At 45.0% G+C, this 17,740-nt stretch carries 15 protein-coding genes; 10 read left to right on the top strand and 5 right to left on the bottom strand.

Annotated elements, in window-relative coordinates:
* Positions 1–109 precede the first annotated feature (109 nt).
* On the bottom strand, positions 110–2,101 hold the full coding sequence (locus tag NL644_RS15935) for a methyl-accepting chemotaxis protein (RefSeq protein ID WP_253658610.1): 1,992 nt from the start codon (positions 2,099–2,101) through the stop codon (positions 110–112).
* A gap of 267 nt (positions 2,102–2,368) precedes the next feature.
* On the opposite strand from NL644_RS15935, the gene hinT reads away from it, so the two are divergent.
* From hinT to NL644_RS15900, 7 genes are all read left to right on the top strand, one after another.
* The gene (gene hinT / locus NL644_RS15930) at positions 2,369–2,719 is read left to right on the top strand and encodes a purine nucleoside phosphoramidase (protein ID WP_005390611.1); all 351 of its coding nucleotides are present in this window, start codon (positions 2,369–2,371) and stop codon (positions 2,717–2,719) included.
* A 72-nt stretch (positions 2,720–2,791) separates the two neighbouring features.
* On the top strand, positions 2,792–4,189 hold the full coding sequence (locus tag NL644_RS15925) for a hypothetical protein (RefSeq protein WP_253658609.1): 1,398 nt from the start codon (positions 2,792–2,794) through the stop codon (positions 4,187–4,189).
* Positions 4,189–4,581 (top strand): YcfL family protein, encoded by a 393-nt coding sequence (locus NL644_RS15920; RefSeq protein WP_005390620.1) that lies wholly within the window; start codon positions 4,189–4,191, stop codon positions 4,579–4,581. The genes NL644_RS15925 and NL644_RS15920 overlap by 1 nt, the downstream gene beginning before the upstream one ends.
* 66 nt (positions 4,582–4,647) lie before the next feature.
* The gene (lpoB, locus tag NL644_RS15915; RefSeq protein WP_005378467.1) at positions 4,648–5,238 is read left to right on the top strand and encodes a penicillin-binding protein activator LpoB; all 591 of its coding nucleotides are present in this window, start codon (positions 4,648–4,650) and stop codon (positions 5,236–5,238) included.
* Between the two features lie 24 nt (positions 5,239–5,262).
* Positions 5,263–6,144 carry a thiamine kinase gene (gene thiK, locus NL644_RS15910; RefSeq protein WP_114322534.1) on the top strand — a complete coding sequence of 294 codons (882 nt, stop codon included), beginning with the start codon at positions 5,263–5,265 and terminating at the stop codon, positions 6,142–6,144.
* Positions 6,145–6,219: 75 nt separating this feature from the next.
* Positions 6,220–6,759, top strand: a complete 540-nt coding sequence (gene ycfP, locus NL644_RS15905) for an alpha/beta hydrolase YcfP (protein ID WP_114322533.1) — start codon at positions 6,220–6,222, stop codon at positions 6,757–6,759.
* A 538-nt stretch (positions 6,760–7,297) separates the two neighbouring features.
* Positions 7,298–8,587: an NAD(P)/FAD-dependent oxidoreductase gene (locus tag NL644_RS15900; protein ID WP_114322532.1), complete on the top strand. Its 1,290-nt coding sequence runs from the start codon at positions 7,298–7,300 to the stop codon at positions 8,585–8,587.
* Positions 8,588–8,671: 84 nt separating this feature from the next.
* On the opposite strand, the gene NL644_RS15895 is transcribed toward NL644_RS15900, so the two are convergent.
* The 4 genes from NL644_RS15895 to NL644_RS15880 all read right to left on the bottom strand — a co-directional run bounded on the left by NL644_RS15895 (position 8,672) and on the right by NL644_RS15880 (position 14,198).
* Positions 8,672–9,220 carry a GNAT family N-acetyltransferase gene (locus NL644_RS15895; RefSeq protein ID WP_114322531.1) on the bottom strand — a complete coding sequence of 183 codons (549 nt, stop codon included), beginning with the start codon at positions 9,218–9,220 and terminating at the stop codon, positions 8,672–8,674.
* Between the two features lie 163 nt (positions 9,221–9,383).
* Positions 9,384–10,154 carry a peptidoglycan binding protein CsiV gene (locus NL644_RS15890; protein WP_074191059.1) on the bottom strand — a complete coding sequence of 257 codons (771 nt, stop codon included), beginning with the start codon at positions 10,152–10,154 and terminating at the stop codon, positions 9,384–9,386.
* 7 nt (positions 10,155–10,161) lie between these two features.
* Positions 10,162–13,623, bottom strand: a complete 3,462-nt coding sequence (gene mfd / locus NL644_RS15885; protein ID WP_253658608.1) for a transcription-repair coupling factor — start codon at positions 13,621–13,623, stop codon at positions 10,162–10,164.
* Positions 13,624–13,628: 5 nt separating this feature from the next.
* Entirely contained in the window at positions 13,629–14,198 is a 570-nt protein-coding gene (locus NL644_RS15880) for a PilZ domain-containing protein (RefSeq protein ID WP_114322529.1), read from the bottom strand.
* Positions 14,199–14,447: 249 nt separating this feature from the next.
* Here NL644_RS15880 and lolC point away from each other — a divergent pair, with 249 nt between their 5' ends.
* From lolC to lolE, 3 genes are read left to right on the top strand one after another with little or no spacing between them, the layout of a single operon-like run.
* Positions 14,448–15,656, top strand: a complete 1,209-nt coding sequence (gene lolC, locus NL644_RS15875) for a lipoprotein-releasing ABC transporter permease subunit LolC (RefSeq protein ID WP_065645406.1) — start codon at positions 14,448–14,450, stop codon at positions 15,654–15,656.
* Positions 15,649–16,356: a lipoprotein-releasing ABC transporter ATP-binding protein LolD gene (lolD, locus tag NL644_RS15870; protein WP_053807148.1), complete on the top strand. Its 708-nt coding sequence runs from the start codon at positions 15,649–15,651 to the stop codon at positions 16,354–16,356. The genes lolC and lolD overlap by 8 nt, the downstream gene beginning before the upstream one ends.
* Before the next feature lie 2 nt (positions 16,357–16,358).
* Positions 16,359–17,603, top strand: coding sequence for a lipoprotein-releasing ABC transporter permease subunit LolE (gene lolE, locus NL644_RS15865; RefSeq protein WP_253658607.1), 1,245 nt, complete (start codon positions 16,359–16,361; stop codon positions 17,601–17,603).
* Positions 17,604–17,740: the final 137 nt, after the last annotated feature.

Raw genomic sequence — 17,740 nt, 5'->3', positions numbered from 1 at the left:
GCCATATTAATCATATGTAGACATGGCTGATAAAAAACAAGGGCGACTTAACAAAAAGTCGCCCTTATACAGTTGATTGCACTGATTAATGCTCAAATTTATAAATTATTTATAACTTAAAGCGGTGAACCAATTCATTCTGCTGATGAGACAAGTGAGTCAGGGATTCACTGGTCTGTGCGATGCTCGACATAGCTTGGAAGCTTTCATCGGCGATACTATTGATATCTTCAATACTGCGTGCAATGTCTGCTGAGGTTTCACTTTGCTCTGCTGCCGCTTGCGAAATATGCGTACTCATTTGGCTGATTTCGATGATTAGCGCTTGAATCTCTTCCATTGAGCTGTTCGCTTTTGATGCTTGCTCAACAGACATCTCCATATCGCTCATACAGCTTTGTATTACTTGATTTGCTGACTGAGAGCTGGATTGCAGATTACTGATCATCGATTCAATTTCAGTGGTGGACTGAGTGGTTCTGGATGCAAGCACACGCACCTCATCGGCCACTACCGCAAAGCCGCGACCTTGCTCGCCAGCGCGAGCCGCTTCAATTGCTGCATTCAATGCCAGTAGGTTAGTTTGTTCAGCAATGTTGCGAATCACATCGAGGATAGAACCAATTTGACCACTCATTTTTTGCAATTCAGAGACAGCGGAAACGGATTCGTTCAAACGCGTTTCCAGTTGATTTATGGTCGAGATATTGCTGCTCATGACATTTCTGCCTTCTTCAGAGGCAGATTCGACACGCTGCACCATTTCTAGTGAACCTTGTGCACTTTGAGCGACTTCTTGCACTGAGTGAGACATTTCCGTCATTGCGGTCGCAACGTTTGCTGTTTGCTCGCGTTGTGAGCTTAATTTGCTTTGCGCTTGCGAAGACGTGCTTTCGTTTGTTGCTGCGGTCGAAGATAGGTTCTCTGACGCTTCGTTGAGTTTCACTAAGATCTCGTGAAGACTGTCGGCTAGTGAGTTAATGTGTCCACTTACTCGGCTGAACTCGTTGTTATAGCGAATATCGATACGTTGTGTCATGTCACCTTCAGTCAGGCTTTCAAGCACTTTTAGAATACGAGTCAATGGTTCGCGAACGCTATGCGCGATGTGGTAGCCAATCGCTGTGGCAAGTAGCACGACAACAACGCCAATGATGATGGCTTTTGTCACACCCGCAGAATAAATGTCACCAGCGTCTGCTAACGATTCATTAAGTTTATCCGTTGCGGTTGTCGTAAATTGCTCAAGAATCGCCATGGTTGAATCAACTTTATTCGCTAGGTTGGCGATGTTGTTGTATAGCGCTGCACGAGCATTGAGGTAATTATTGTGCTGGTCTAAGACACCTCCACGCATTCCCACATCGCGTGTGAATTGTTCTACCGACTCACCAAACGCTGTTTTTAGTTCAGGTAATTGAGTAACTAAACCACGGAAAGCATAGTTCAAATGAGTCACTGCTTTGCGGTTTTTGGTCACGGCTTGCGTAACAAACTCAGGATCAGAGCTGGCGAGGGCATCAGAGGTTATCACTTCGGCATCTTTTAGCTTAATGAAGTAACTCTTCGCCATGACTTTGACAGAAATGCTGGTTTGATCTGCCACATATTCTTTAAGGCCGACCGACAACTCGGTATTCAGCTTTTGGAAGCGACGTGACGATTTTTGCACTTTTTCTTGCGCAGCGAACATCGCTTCGTAGTTGTCCATGGCTTCAAGAGCTTCAGTAAAATAGCTCTGCTCTAACGTTTTTAATTGTGAAAACGGTTTGGCAAGAGAAGGGTAGATTTGGCTTGCAGTTTCCAGTTGAGCCAAAGTGGATTCGAAACGTTGTTGAGATCTAGCAAATTCCTGACGCATTTCATCCATGCGTTGTTTATTCTCTGTCGTCAGAAAATCTTTAAACGATTTGTCGGCAGAAAGCAGTTCAACACTGGTTTGGTTAGATAACGATACCAGTGGTAGGGATGATTTAGACACGGTGCCAAACTTCCCGTGAATATCACTCATTCCTCCCATCATAATGGCAATTGTGACGGCAAATAGGATGATGATCAGAGCAAAGCCCGCATACATCCTTTTAATAACTGAACCTCGCATAAGTGAGCTTCCTCTCCCAAAATAGACAAGCTACCCAAGAATTTTGAGCTTACTTGGGTATAAAAATAATAATTGTCTTAAAAAAGTAACAAAATTCATTGGATTGTATTGAGTTTGTGACGCGCATTTTATGACGCACACGACAAAAAAAGCTTCGTTAATTAGCGTTTGATTAATAATGTTAAGTGAACACTGTTTTTATTGAGCTCCGCTTTTGGTTGGCGCATACTAATTGGGGTCTAATTACCTTTATAAAATGGAGTCCTCATGGCGGAAGAAACGATCTTTAGTAAAATTATTCGTAAGGAAATCCCTGCCGATATTCTTTATCAAGATGAGTTGGTGACTGCGTTTCGCGATATTAACCCGCGCACACCGAGCCATATTCTCATTATTCCGAATAAATTGATCCCAACAACGAATGATGTTGAAGCTGAAGATGAAGCAATGATGGGGCGTTTGTTCACTGTTGCTAAAAAACTGGCGAAAGAGGAAGGCATTGCGGAAGACGGCTATCGCCTGATCGTTAATTGTAATCCGCACGGTGGCCAAGAGGTTTACCATATTCACATGCACCTATTAGGCGGTCGTCCTCTAGGTCCAATGGTATTGAGCTAAGCTTTAAAAAGTGGGTGGCGCAGTTCACCCACTTCTTTTTCCTGTCGAATGACCACATTTGTGGAGATAAATGTGAAACTAGGTGTAAAGCTGTTAGGGCTGATGAGCTGGGCTTTAATGGCCTCTGGCTGCGCGAATTTGTCTGCGGGCAATCTGTTTAGTCACTACAGCAACCAGAATCAAGAAGTTTATCAAGCCGTTGTTGCAGGGGAATATGCGAAAGCGAAACAACTTCAATCGAGCGATGTGGGTGGCGAGATACTTGGCAACTTTGAAAAGGGCCGTATTTCTTTTCTTGCTGAAGATTACCCGACAAGTTTGAAAGCGCTGGAAAATGGTGATCGTGCCGTTCGTGTTCAGCAAGATCGCGCGACTATTTCTGTGTCAGAAACGGCAACGAGCGTCGGCTCTCTCGCGGTGAACGACAATCTCCAAGATTATCATCCCGCCGATTATGAACTTGGCTTTCTGCACCTTTATCTCGGGCTAAACTATTTACAGAAAAACGATTTGGAAGGGGCGCTTGTTGAAGTGCGTCGAGCCAATCAAGTTCAGGAAGCGGCAAGAAAGGCGCGTGAAAAAGAACTAAAAGCAGCAGAAAAAGACCTGAAAAAGCAAGGCATGTCTGCCAATTTAGGCAGTGTGTTGGCGAGCTACCCTGATGCTGGTAAAAAACTAAGCGCAGTACAAAACGGCTATTTGTTCTATCTTTCTGGCTTGTTATATGAAGCGTCACGAGATTTAAACAGTGCTTATGTTGATTACCGACGAGCACTCGCTGTGATGCCAGACAACAAACAAGTTGTTGAAAGCACGCTGTACGCCGCTAAGAAACTAGGCATGCGTGAAGACTTACGCATGCTAGAGAAACGGTATGGTAAAGCACCTTCTGGGTTAACTCAGTCTCAAGGTCGAGTCATCGTTATTGATGAACAAGGCGTTGTGGAGGCTTTGAAAGGTTGGCGTATTGATCTACCGATTTACGACAGTCGCGATAGTGGGGCCATTTATTCGTTGGCGCTTCCTTATTATCCGAATCGGGGTGCTCAACGTTTTAGCGATGTGGTTTTAAATGGTCAGGTATTGCCTTCTAGCACGCTGACTGATGTTAATGCGATGGCACAAAACGATCTTAATGAACGTCTGACTACAATGGTGATCCGTCAAGCTCTTCGCGTTTGGGCAAAAGATCGAATCCGAAAAGAGGCAGCGAAAAAAGGCGATGATGTGGGTAACATACTTTTCAATGTATGGAACACATTGACCGAGCAGCCGGATACGAGAAGTTGGCAAACATTACCAGCGCAAGTGAAAACGGCATCAAAAGTCGTGAAACCGGGAACACAAAGTTTAAACTTGGGTGATCAAACCTATCAGTTTGAAGTGCCTGCACAGCAGACTACATTGGTATGGGTATCTCGTCAGGGAACACACTCAACCGTGTGGCATAAACAGCTAGGGAGACTGTAATGAAAGCATGGCTTATTTGTTTAGCAATGGCTATTGGTTTAGTTGGATGCGCCGAAAACACGGCTGGTATTCGAATTGATGGTCAAACGCAAAAAGTATTTTTTAATGATAACGTTTTGGGTAGTCGCTTATTAGTTGACAACATCACCACCACTTACGTTGATGATCGTCCACGTGGAGTGGTGCAACTAAGCAGTAACTATAAAGGTGACCAGCACATTCTTTACCGCTTCTATTGGTATGACAATAATGGTTTAGAAGTGAATACCAAGCCTGGCCCATGGCGCAAAATGATTGTGCGAGGGTTTGAGCAAGTCACGTTATCTGAAGTTACTGTGAATCCAAATGGCACCAAATTCCGTGTTCAAATTAGAGAAGCACAAGACAATTAATCTTAACGGCTTTGCCGAAGCTGCCGCGCTAACGATGCGCTGGTATTGAAAAACTAAGGAACTCTCATGAAAAAAAGTATTATTGCTCTTTTAGGTCTTGCCGTCATTTTGGGTGGCTGTTCTAACAAAGTCTCTTACGGCGATGCGCAAGCAACAGAAACCACAACTATCGATTTTGGCTCAACAGATTTACAAAAAATCGCGGCTGAAATGGTGGATAGCATGATGATGTCGGGTTCTGTAGCAGCAATTACTCGTGATCAACGTCCTATCGTTTTTGTTGAGCGAATTAAGAACAAGACCAGTGAACACATTGACACTGAATCCATTACCGACACTATTTCTACTAAGATGCTGAACTCTGGTAAGTTCCGCTTTGTTGATATGGACCGTGTTGAGTCTGTGCGTGAACAGCTTAACTTCCAAAACACGGATGAGCTGGTTAACCAAAGCACAGCGATCCAATTTGGTAAAATGGTGGGTGCGCAATACATGCTTTACGGTAACCTATCTAGCATCGTCAAAAATGCAGGTAGCGATAAAGATGTATACTACAAGATGACCATGCGCCTAATGGACCTAGAAACAGGTTTGATTGAGTGGGCGGATGAAACGGAAATTCGTAAAGCGCAATCGAAGAGCTTATTCGGTCTTTAATCGATACTGATGGAGAAGTCATCAATGGCATGGTTTTCTTGGCAACAAGCAAAACAGTTAGATCCGAGTCTTAATGCTCTCGATGGCTTCTTTACTGAGCCTCCGGTAAAAGTTCAAACCGTTACCGGGGGGCTAACCAACCGTTGTTGGCGGTTGGAATCCTCTCAAGGCCTTGTATACATCTGGCGACCGACCAGTAATGTTTGCAAGGCTTTTTCAATTTCTCGCCACAATGAATATCAAGTTCTGAATGCTATCTCTTCATTAGAAATTGGTCCTAAGCCAGTGTTTATCCACGAGCAAGGTTTACTGGTGGAATGGATCGAAGGGCAAGCACTTTCGGATGTAGGGCTACCAGTAAGAGATTTATTATCCATTGCGGCGACCATTCATCAGCACCCGATCAGCGCGCTCCCTTTGGTTCCATTTTCTTATATTTCTCGCATCGATCATTATTGGCTTGAGCTTGATGGTCAGTATGCGGATACGGAATTTGAGGCTCTATACATGAAGTGGCGCACGGAACCGAGTGTAGCGCCGGTTCCACTAGCTCTTTGTCACTTTGACCTGGGGTGTTACAACCTCGTTCGGGGAGGTAGTGGGGTGAAAGTCATTGATTGGGAATATGCTGGTATTGCTGACCCTAGGCTTGATTTGACCTTGACTATTCAAGTCGCGGATGCGCCTGTGGAAGAGGCGGTGAAACAGTATTGCCAAATTCGAGGTATCGAAGATGCGTCTCTTTGGTTAAGTGGTGTACAGGCGTGGCAGCCAAGAACCCTAGTGATGGCGATGCTTTGGTATTTACTGGCCTATAAATTGTGGGGAGATGAGCAATACTTAAACAGTGCGTATGAGTTGAAAGGCTCATTGTGTATGGAAGATCACTGTTTTGAGAACTCGTGATATTTTCCCCTTTAACAGTAAGGAAATAGTGGTAGTTTTAATAAAAGTACCAGATACACACAGGGAGAGGTACACATGATTATTTACTTACACGGCTTTGACAGTACAAGCCCGGGTAACCACGAAAAAGTTCTTCAACTGCAATTCATCGACGACGACGTTCGTTTTATTAATTACAGCACCCTTCACCCAAAGCACGACATGCAACACTTGTTAAAAGAGGTGTCTAAAGTTATCGATCAATCTGATGATCCAAACCCGTTAATCTGTGGGGTTGGTTTAGGTGGTTATTGGTCTGAACGAATTGGTTTTCTATGCGGTATCAAACAAGTGATGTTTAATCCGAACTTGCACCCAGAAAAAACGATGGCTGGTCGAATCGATCGCCCAGAAGAGTACGAAGATATCGCAACAAAATGTGTTGATCAGTTTCGAGCGAAAAATCAGGCGCACTGCTTGGTGATTTTATCCATAGATGATGAAGTGCATGACAATGCGAAAACTGCAGCTGAGTTAGAAAAATACTATCAAATCATTTGGGACGAAACGCAGTCCCACAAGTTCAAAAAGATCTCTCACCATTTACAAGCGATGAAGGCATTTAAAAATACTTAAGAGTGTTTGAGTGTGAACAGTAAAGCGGCATTTTTTATCGGCTGCTTTGCTGCGACCCCCTTTTGTGAGTATGCCGAGTCCCTTTCTCTTTAAAGGCCTCATTTTTTGGTTTAGCGCTTAAATTATTGTGTTCTTCTTACCGTTTTCTTACTTCCATCCTATGTGGCACGAATACCTTGTTGTAGAGTAGTCGAAAAGTAGTCAATCCGTACTCGTCACACGGATTTTGGTTGCCTTCAAAGTACGTCTCTATATAATGAACCAGACTAAAATAATTTGATAAATATCAAAAAAAATTGAGAGCGAGTAATAAACTTGCCCAAAAATCTCTGGCGTCGTATGCGTACCAGACAAATATGCTGATTCCTAACAAGTTATTGATAGATAAAGAATAAAATTAGGCAGCAGTTTTTAATCCAAATAAATTGAGACACCTCTAAGAACCAAGAATTCATCGGTTGGATGTATGGCACAGCATGCCTGTGAGCCATATGTCGAGCTGAACCCCATATATTCATTTTTGTAGAGGAAAATCATTGTGACACGCATTATCGTTGTAGGCGGCGGTGCTGGTGGTCTTGAGTTGGCAACTAAGCTTGGCCGAACTCTAGGTCGCAAGAACCGTGCGCAAATTACGCTAGTAGATCGTAAAGCGAGCCACTTGTGGAAGCCATTATTGCATGAAGTTGCAACTGGCTCTTTGGACGAAGGGGTGGATGCTCTGAGTTATCGAGCTCATGCAAAAAACCACAGCTTCGACTTCCAAATGGGTAGCCTTCAAGACATCGACCGCGAACGTAAAGTGCTCATCTTAAGTGAGCTTAAAGATGAGCATGGTGAGCTTCTGATGCCAAGCCGCGAGCTAGAATACGACATTCTGGTCATGGCGATTGGTTCAACATCAAACGACTTCAACACTCCTGGCGTTCGTGAGAACTGTATTTTCCTAGACAGTCCAGAACAAGCGCACCGTTTCCGCACAGAAATGAACAATGAGTTCCTAAAACTGCACGCGAAAAACGGTAACGGTACGGTGGATATCGCGATTGTTGGTGCTGGTGCAACTGGCGTTGAGCTATCTGCAGAACTACACAATGCCGTTAAAGAGCTGCGTACTTACGGCTTTGGCGATCTTGACTCTAGCAAGCTGAACGTCAACCTGATTGAAGCAGGAGAGCGTATTTTACCAGCGTTACCTCCACGTATTTCGGCTGCTGCTCATCAGGAGCTGGTGAAGTTGGGCGTAAACGTACGCACGGCAACCATGGTGACTAAAGCTGAAAAAGATGGCCTCACCACGAAAGATGGTGAGAAGATCCCGGCACAAATCATGGTTTGGGCTGCGGGTATTAAAGCACCAGATTTTATTAAAGATATCGCTGGTTTAGAAACGAACCGTATCAACCAGCTGGTAGTGAAAAATACACTACAAACGACGCGTGATGATGACATTTTCGTTATTGGTGACTTAGCACAATGTACTCAGGCTGATGGTTCGTTTGTTCCACCACGTGCGCAAGCTGCGCACCAAATGGCAAGCCAAGCATTCAGCAACATCGTTGCGAAGATCAACGGACGCGAGCTGAAAGATTATGTGTATAAAGATCACGGCTCATTGGTGTCTCTAAGCCGTTTCTCTACCGTTGGTAGCTTGATGGGCAACCTAACCAAAGGGTCGATGATGGTAGAAGGCCGTATTGCACGTGTCGTTTATATCTCGTTATATCGAATGCACCTGATGGCGTTGCACGGCGTATTTAAAACCGGACTGATGATGCTCGTGGGCCGTATCAACCGAGTACTGCGTCCAAACCTTAAGCTTCACTAAGACGCCAAATTCACATCTACGCGGATTGCGCGGATGCTGTATCTTCGAAATATAAAAAGCCACCGCAAGTCGGTGGCTTTTTATTTATGTTAGATCTGCCGGTAAAAGTGAGTACACAACGCCATCCTTAGGCTTACCATGAAAAATAAACCGGTTTCTGGCGATGGTTTCTTTTTGTGCACCGACTGACTCAATTAAGGTTTGGCTTGCTTCGTTGTCGGGGTCACAGACAATTTCCAGTCGAGTTAAACTCAGCTTTGCAAAGCAGAATTCAGCCAAGGCTCTAACGGCTTCTTGAGCATAGCCCTGTCGTTGATAGCGGTCAGCAACCCAGTAGCCAATACTTGCCATATTAAACGTGTGATATAACTCGTTTACGGCGGCCATTCCTACTAGAGTGTTACTTTGTCGCTCATAGATACCGAAACCGAAAGCTTCTGTTTTTACCCAGTTAAGTCGGGTTGCCAACAGGAAGTCCTGTGCATCTTTCAACGTAACGTTTTGATTACACCAATCTAGCCACTGGTGTAGGGAAGGGGATTCTGCAAGCAAACGTTGTAGTGAGTGAGCTTCTTCAGAAGGGATGAGCTTGAGCGCTAAGTGGGGCGCAATGATTTCAAAATCTGGACTCATGAACTGATACGACTTCCATGTTGAGTTTAAGTAATTTGAAAACTGTCTACTTCATACTGTAACGCAGTTATTTTCCTTGCTCTGCGTTGGTTAGGAATAACTGAGGACATAACAGATAAAAACAAAGCGCAGCAAATGCTGCGCTTTGTTGAATCACTCGTGCTTATCGAACGCGACGAACTTGAATGATCATGCCCATCAATGGGTTGTCTAGGTAATGAGTCTCACTACTACGCATACGGCGTTTTTGATCCATTCGATAGCTCTTGAGGAACTTTTCTTCTGTTATTGTAGGGGAGATTTCCGCCAAGTTACCCACTTGAACATTACCATCGACCTCACCTAAATCATCCGCCAATTGCTCGGTTGAAGTTGGTTCAAAACGCACTTCTCTAACACTTGGCTCGCGCAGGTCTAGTGTCGTTTCAGCGAATAGATAATGCTGCACGTAAATTTGGAATCGACCGTCTAGTTCATACAAAGGACCGTTGACTGTCTCTTCACTGTAACCGTCAGTGGAAAATGTCTGAGTACTGCCATTGATTGGACTACCATCTGCGTGATAAGAATCAGAAAAATCTCGTCCACCAACAATACGGAAAATTGGGGCGCTAGATTTGCCTCGGTCACCTTGACGCCATGCTACGTGTTTAAGCACTTTAAACCCAGCATGGTTGTTTAATGCCGCTTCTTGCGCATTCAGGCGGAAAGATGAGCGTGGCAGTAGTGTTACGCCTTTAGAGCGACGGTATGATTCACTCTCTAAGCTGCCGACATTTTCCATATCGATTTTTGGCAGTTGATTCGGCCAAGATTCAGTGGTGCTTTCAGCGTCGACTGCTCGCTTGAAAATGATCACTTCAATATCAAATTGACGCTGTGCCCAAGAAGGCATTGAGACACATAGAAGCAATAACGGGATCAGTATTCTCATTCGACTATTAGCTCGTTGGTAATAAATTCTGTTTAAAATCATTCAGTAAGTCTTGAACAAACTGAATGCGTTTACGTCGGTCCGCCAATGGTACGCTAAACTTGAACTTAGTTGGACCTTCCATTGCAAATTTTTGCGGCTGTGATTGCAGCAGTTTAACCAAATACGCTGGATTTATGTCAGCATCAGGGTAAAACTCGATAAATCCACCTTTATCATGGGCTTCTATCTTTTTCGCTTTTAGGCTACCAGCCGAAATTTTCAATTCTGAGACAGCAAGTAAGTTCTTCGTCGCGTCTGGAAGCAGTCCAAATCGATCGATAAGTTCCACTTTGAGCTCTGAGAGTTCTTCACCACTCGTAACGCTCGCAATACGTTTGTACATCGACAGTCGTGTATTCACATCCGGGATGTAATCGTCTGGCAAGAGCGCTGGGATTCGCATTTCAACTTCAGTTTGTTCACGAAGCAGCTCGTCCAAAGAAGGTTCTTTACCTTCTTTCAATGCTTGGACTGCTTGTTCCAGCATTTCCATGTACAGTGTAAAACCAACCGATTGAATTTGCCCACTTTGCTCGTCACCAAGCAGTTCACCAGCCCCACGGATTTCCAAGTCGTGAGTTGCTAGAGTAAAGCCTGCACCTAAGTCTTCCAGTGAAGCAATCGCATCAAGACGCTTGATAGCATCTTTGGTCATGGCTTTTGGATGTGGCGTTAATAAGTAAGCATAGGCTTGATGATGAGAGCGTCCAACACGGCCACGCAATTGGTGCAGTTGCGCTAAACCAAGGTTGTCTGCACGATCCATAATAATGGTATTCGCCGTTGGTACGTCGATACCAGTCTCGATGATCGTTGTACACACCAACACATTAAAGCGCTGGTGGTAGAAATCATTCATGATGCGCTCCAGTTCGCGCTCACGCATTTGACCATGTGCCACGGTAATTCGTGCTTCAGGAATCAGCTTTTGCAAGTCTTCCGCGGTTTTCTCGATAGTCTCTACCTGATTGTGCAGGAAGTAAACCTGACCACCACGCATGATTTCACGCAGTACCGCCTCACGGACCACAGATTCTTCTCTTTGACGAACAAAGGTTTTGATGGCTAAACGACGCGCTGGAGGTGTCGCGATGATAGACAGATCGCGCATGCCACTCATGGCCATATTCAAGGTACGTGGAATTGGTGTTGCGGTGAGGGTAAGAATGTCCACATCCGCACGCATTGCTTTGACTTTTTCTTTTTGACGAACCCCGAAGCGGTGTTCCTCATCAACGATCAACAAACCTAAATCTTTGAATTTAATGTCGCTCGAAAGCAGCTTATGTGTACCAACGACAATATCGACTTTACCATCGGCAACGTCTTGCAAAATGACTTTTTGTTCTTTGGCCGATTTAAAACGAGACAGTACTTCAACTCGGATTGGCAAGTTGGCAAAACGGTCACGGAAGTTTTCGAAATGCTGCTGAGCAAGTAAGGTTGTTGGTACGAGTACGGCGACCTGTTTACTGTTATCCGTTGCGACAAATGCTGCACGCATAGCGACTTCCGTTTTGCCAAAGCCCACGTCACCACACACTAGGCGATCCATCGCTTTTGCTTGGCACATGTCTGACAAGACGGCATTGATGGCCATCGCTTGGTCATCCGTTTCTTCAAATGGGAACGTTGCTTTAAACGTTGCGTATTGCCCACGATCTAGCTCAAATTTGAAGCCCGGTTTTAATTCTCGTTTAGCGTAAACATCCAGCAACTCAGCCGCGACATCACGCACTTTTTCTGCCGCTTTACGACGTGCTTTTGCCCAAGCCTCGCCACCCAATTTATGCAGTGGTGCACTTTCTTCAGCACCGCCTGAATAACGGCTAATAAGGTTTAGTGATGAAACTGGTACGTAGAGCTTGGCATCGTTTTGATACTCAAGGGTGACGTATTCCGTTTTCATGCCACCGGCTTCAAGTGTTTGTAAACCGATGTAGCGGCCAATACCGTGATCAATATGAACCACGGGTTGACCGGGTTTTAGTTCCGCAAGGTGGCGAATAACGGTGTCACTGTTGACTGCTTTTTTATCTTTGCGGCGTCGCTGGATAACGCGGTCACCAAGTAGATCACTTTCACAGATCAGAGCGAAGTTCAGCTCTTCGTGAATGAAACCATGCTCTGCAGCGCCTAAGATCAAACTGAAGCGATCACCCGAATCTAGAGCTTGGTAAAGTGAGCCATGTACGACTGGGCGAACTTTGATGCCTTGCAACAGTTCCGTTAGTGCTTCGCGACGACCTTCTGACTCTACCGAGAAAACAATTTTGCCGCTGAATTGCTCACTGAATTGACGAAGACGCGAAAGCGGTTCTTTATTTTGTTGCTGAACGCCAAGCTCGGCTAACGATTGTACTGGCAGGTTTTGACGACCAGCACGCTTCACCACTTTCTCTAGGCTCAATTGAGCCATAGGGAGCTGTTTTAGTTGGCTGAAGAGTTCGTCTTTTTTCAGCCAAAGTTGTTCAGGAGTCAAAAGAGGACGTAGTGGATCAACTTTTTTCTGGTCGTACCGATATTCGACATCGGTTAAGAAAGTATCGACCGCAGATTCAATATCACCATATGTGATGACTTGAGAGTCTTCTGGCAAATATTCAAATAAAGTCTCGGTATGGTCAAAAAACAGCGGTTGCCAATACTCAATACCAGCGGGCCAAGTGCCTTTGGTCACTTGCATGTAGATCGATTCTGGCTCTCGGCGTGCTTCAAATTGGGTGCGCCAACGTGTACGAAAATCCTCAATCGCTTCTTTAGTGGTTGGGAATTCATGTGCAGGCAGCAATTGGATTTGCTGAATATCGTCGATAGAGCGTTGGTTCTCTGGATCAAACGTGCGAATGGTATCTATCTCATCATCAAAGAAGTCGATGCGATACGGGTCATCGCTGCCCATAGGAAAGAGATCCAGAATCGACCCACGGCTCGCGTATTCACCTGGCCCAAATACTTGGTCAACGTGGCGGTAGCCCGAATTTTCAAGTTGTACACGTAGTTTCTCAAGTGAGAGTTGATCGCCGGTTTTCACCATTAAGGTATGTTGCAACAGAAAATCACGTGGCGACTGTCGCTGCAGCACCGTACTGACTGGCACGATGGTAATGCCATTACGTTGGCTTGGCAGTTGGTATAGGCGCGCGATACGCTCAGAGATAATTTCTTGATGCGGAGAAAAGTTATCGTAAGGCAGCGTCTCCCAATCAGGGAACAGGCTTACTGTTTGTTCGGTGAATTGCTCAATTTCTGCCTGAAGCTTTAAAGCGATTTGCGGGTCAGGCACGACGAGTAGCGAGTGACTCGAATGCTGCTTGGCTAGCTCAGCGATAGCTAGAGGTAGAGCCGCGCCCGGTAAATTACCTAGCTGTTTTTTGTCGCCACGCTCAGAAGGATTGGTGACGGAAAGAATCGTTGCTTTTGTCATAGGAGTTATTTTTTATCTCGCTCCATCGAGCGCTGACGTAAAAGTTTTTGTTGTTGATATAGTGCCGCTTTTATCAGCAAATCTTGGTCAGATTCACGTAGCATCTTATATCTAAGAGTGATAATGAAATCTTGCTCTGAAGCCTCACATTCTTCTACTTGAGCGTAACCGTAAATCGCTGCAGCAGGATGGTCGAGAAACAGTTTAACACGAACGAGTTGTTGGGCAGATAGCGCTGTATCTGAACGGTAACTGAGTTGGCTGGCGCCAAACTTTGTGGTTTGGTATCGAATGGAGGCGTCATCTTGTTGTGAAAGCATAAAGCTCAACAAGAGGTTAAGTTTCGCGTTTTGCGTATCAAGCAAGTTAATCACATGCTTTAAATCTTTGTTTTTTAGCTCTAGACGTGCATTGTCTGCCAACATATCTAGATGGCTAAATTCGCTGGCAACAATAAACGGTGCTGGAATTTCGGAGACAAAGGTTTCTTCATCTGGCAAAGCAAAATCCGCACTCAACGTTTCGACGTTGATAGTGAGATTATGATGGACGGTAAAGTATTCTTGCTCTGTCATATAGTCGGTCCTTTTGCCAGCGAGCGCTCCCTGTTCACTCAACAAACAAAGAGAAGTAGGGCACTGATTATCGCTAACTGAATGAAGTTATCAAGTTTACCTGATTTGTCCTTGAACTTTTTGCCCTAAATACAGACTTATTGCATGTCGTTGACAAATTTAGCGATTCTCTTGTCTTCTTAATGAGAAGAGTAAGGTAAGATAATCTGCTAAAGCTTTATATCAAAACAACCAGTTGGTTTGTCTTATATGTATCATCCTATCTCATTATTTATTGGTTTGAGATATCTTCGGGGACGCTCTGGGGATAGGTTCAGCCGATTTGTTTCTTATATGTCGACGGCGGGTATTACGATCGGTGTAATGGCGTTGGTGACGGTTCTTTCTGTGATGAATGGGTTCGAATCGCAGTTAAAAGAGCGCATTTTAGGTGTGCTGCCTCACGCTGTTGTTTCACAACACGATGGAAAAACGCCGTTGACCGAGTCTGCCCCTTCATTTGTTCAAGCGATGTCGAGTGAATCTGAACCGGAGCCTATCGTGCGTGGAGAGGCTGTAATTCAGAGTTCTGCGCAACTGACGGCAGGTTACCTCATTGGCATTGAACCAAAGAAAGGCGACCCGATTAGCAACCATTTGATTGCTGGGCGATTATCGTCACTTCAAGCGGGCGATTACAATGTCTTTTTAGGTCATAGTTTGGCGCGCTCTCTAAAGGTATCAATGGGGGATAAAGTGCGCTTAATGGTGACCAACGCGACGCAGTTTACCCCACTTGGCCGTATTCCTAGCCAGCGCAATTTTACTGTCGCTGGTATTTTCAATACGGGATCGGACGTTGATGGTCAATTAATGATTGTTAACATGACGGATGCATCTAAGCTGATGCGTTTTCCGAAAGACACGGTTTCTGGTTGGCGTGTCTTTTTCTCTGATCCATTTATGGTGACGGATTTTGCTGATCAACCCATGCCTGACGGGTGGCAATGGAGTGATTGGCGCGAACAGCGTGGTGAGCTTTTCCAAGCGGTGAAAATGGAAAAGAACATGATGGGACTTATGCTAGGTCTAATTGTGGGCGTTGCTGCATTCAATATTATCTCCGCCTTAATCATGGTGGTGATGGAGAAACAATCAGAAGTCGCAATATTGAAAACTCAAGGCATGACTCAATCTCAAGTGATGACCATTTTCATGGTACAAGGGGCAAGCAGTGGTGTAATTGGCGCGATTGTCGGTGGCGCTGCGGGCGTGATCTTGTCACTTAACCTGAATGCGATTCTTGAATCTGCTGGTGTGGCGCTATTCAGTTTCGGTGGCCATCTACCTATTTTGATTGATTCACTGCAAATTCTTTTAGTGGTGGTGTTGGCGATTGCTCTTAGCCTTGCTGCTACGCTTTATCCTTCTTATCGAGCATCTTCTGTTAAACCTGCTGAGGCACTTCGCTATGAATAAGCTATTAGAATGTCGTGATATTCGTAAAGTCTACCGAGAGGGTTCGTTAGATACGGAAGTGTTGAAAGGCGTAAGTTTCGATATCGATAAAGGGGAGCTGGTTTCTATTGTTGGCTCTTCTGGTTCCGGAAAAAGTACCTTATTGCATATTCTAGGGGCGTTAGATGACGCAACTCATGGTGAAGTTGATTTTCTAGGGCAAAACCTATCGGCTTTAAGTTCGAATAAACAGGCGGCTTTACGCAACAAGCACCTTGGTTTTGTATACCAGTTCCATCACTTGTTAGCTGATTTTACTGCGCTTGAAAACGTGGCGATGCCACTGATGATTGGCGGCGCTAAAGTAGCGGATGCAAAACAGGCGGCTAAAGCGTTGTTAGATAAAGTTGGTTTGAGTCATCGGATGCAACACAGGCCTTCTGAGTTATCGGGCGGTGAGCGTCAACGTGTTGCGATTGCGCGTGCATTGGTGAATAAGCCTGATCTGGTTTTGGCCGATGAACCTACGGGGAACTTAGATCATAATACGGCACTGTCTATCTATGATTTGATGCGCGAGCTCAATAAAGAGTCAAACATTGCATTTTTGGTTGTCACGCATGATAAAGAGCTGGCGGCGAAAATGGATCGTCAAATGCACATGCAAGATGGTTTGCTCGTGGATCGTTTTGTGACTGATACTGCGTTTGCGGAGGGCTAATTTTGTTTACCTCTTTAGCATTGATGATTGGTGGTCGCTTCAGTCGAGCGAAAAAGCGCAACAAGATGGTGTCTTTCATTTCGCTTTCTTCAACGATTGGCATTGCGGTTGGTGTAGCCGTGATCATTATCGGTCTTTCTGCAATGAATGGCTTTGAGCGCGAGCTGCAATCGCGTGTGTTGTCAGTTATTCCACACGGTGAGTTGGAAGGCGTTAATGGCCCGCTTCATAACTACACCAAAACGATGAATCAAGCTCTAAACCATGAAGATGTTGTTGCGGCAGCGCCGTACGTTCGTTTTACGGGCTTAGCAGAAAAAGGCAGTAAGCTAAAAGCGATAGAAGTTCGTGGCGTAGAGCCTACTTTCGAGCAAGCGGTGTCGAGCTTATCGAATTTTATTGACCAAGAAGCTTGGCAAAACTTTTATGCCGGTCAGCAGCAAGTGCTCTTAGGCCGAGGTGTTGCAAACGAGCTAAATGTCGCAGTGGGGGATTACATTACGTTGATGATTCCGCAAACAGGCGGCGCAAACAAAGTGCAGGCTCCCAAGCGTGTGCGCGTGAAGGTGTCTGGGTTCTTAACGTTGAATGGCCAAATAGACCATTCTTTAGCGTTAGTGCCATTAGCGGATGCTCAGCAATACGCGAGGTTAGGGGAAGGGGTCACTGGCATTTCACTAAAAACGGATGATGTTCTCAATGCGCCTTCTATTGTTCGTGAGGTAGGTAGCATGGTGGATGTTTACGTGTATTTGAAAAGCTGGCAGCAAAAGTTTGGTTTTTTATATCGCGATATTCAGCTCGTACGCACCATTATGTACTTGGTGATGGTACTCGTGATTGGTGTGGCATGTTTTAACATTGTGTCTACGCTGATGATGGCAGTCAAAGATCGAGCCGCAGAAATTGCAATTTTGCGAACAATGGGAGCAAAAGATAGCCTAATCAAACGTATCTTTGTTTGGCAAGGCGTGTTCTCTGGTGTATTTGGCAGTCTCGTCGGCAGTGTTATTGGTGTCTTAGTGGCGTTAAACCTGACTCCGTTAATTAAAGGGTTAGAGAGCTTAATCGGTCATCAGTTTTTATCGGGTGATATTTACTTCGTCGACTTCTTACCATCACAGTTACACTGGCCAGACGTAGCATTGGTGTCGGTGACGGCGATCGTTTTGAGTTTGCTTGCAACGTGGTATCCCGCTTCTCGCGCCGCGAAGTTAAATCCGGCAGCGGTGCTGAGTTCTAAATAACCAACCGTTTTACAATACGAGAAAAGCAAAAAGGACCGAATTCGGTCCTTTTTTGTATTTATTCAACTTGAGCGACATCGTGTTTCATTCTAACTGTTAGGTGCCCCTCAACTGATAGCGCAAATGCTGATTTTTAT

It is taken from the genome of Vibrio sp. Y10_XG_PY6, from assembly GCF_024181795.1.
Lineage (GTDB): Bacteria > Pseudomonadota > Gammaproteobacteria > Enterobacterales > Vibrionaceae > Vibrio > Vibrio diabolicus.
Note: the sequence above shows the minus strand (reverse complement) of the source record. Positions and strands in the feature narration are given on the sequence as shown.